The 467-nt window shown below is 49.0% G+C and carries 1 protein-coding gene; it reads left to right on the forward strand.

Features of this window, described 5'->3' with window-relative positions; all coding sequences use genetic code 11:
• A partial coding sequence (locus AC1DUA_RS40565; protein WP_477505010.1) for a HAMP domain-containing protein occupies positions 1 to 467 on the forward strand: 467 nt, incomplete at both ends.

Below are 467 nucleotides of genomic sequence, written 5' to 3' on the forward strand. Positions count from 1 at the left end.
AGGCAAGCCAGCTACAGGGCAGTGGCAGGATTTCTCCGGCGAATGGCGTTATGCAATTGCACCTATTTTTAACTCAGCGGGTAAAATTGTTGGTGTTTTCGAAACGAGTAAAAACCTGGATGGCATCCTCAAGCATCGCCAAACGGTACTTCAATCGATTATCCGCAATATTGCGCTCATTTCCGTTGGTTTGCTGCTTGTGCTCGTTGTAATGACTTATGTGCTGCTCTCTTCAATTCGGAAGCTGCGCAACAGCGTCGGCGAGATTGCCAAAGGCAATTGGGATACGGTTGTTACGATCAACACGCGCGACGAGGTGTCAGATTTGGGCGACAGCGTCAATACCATGGCAGCGCGCATCCGGGACTATATTACCAAGGTAGAGAACTTTAGTCAGTCCTACTATCGCTTCGTTCCTCAGCAGTTTTTGCGGTTCCTGAACAAGGAGAGCATTCTGGAGGTTGAAC

It is taken from the genome of Paenibacillus sp. 01T422 (genome assembly GCF_056398785.1).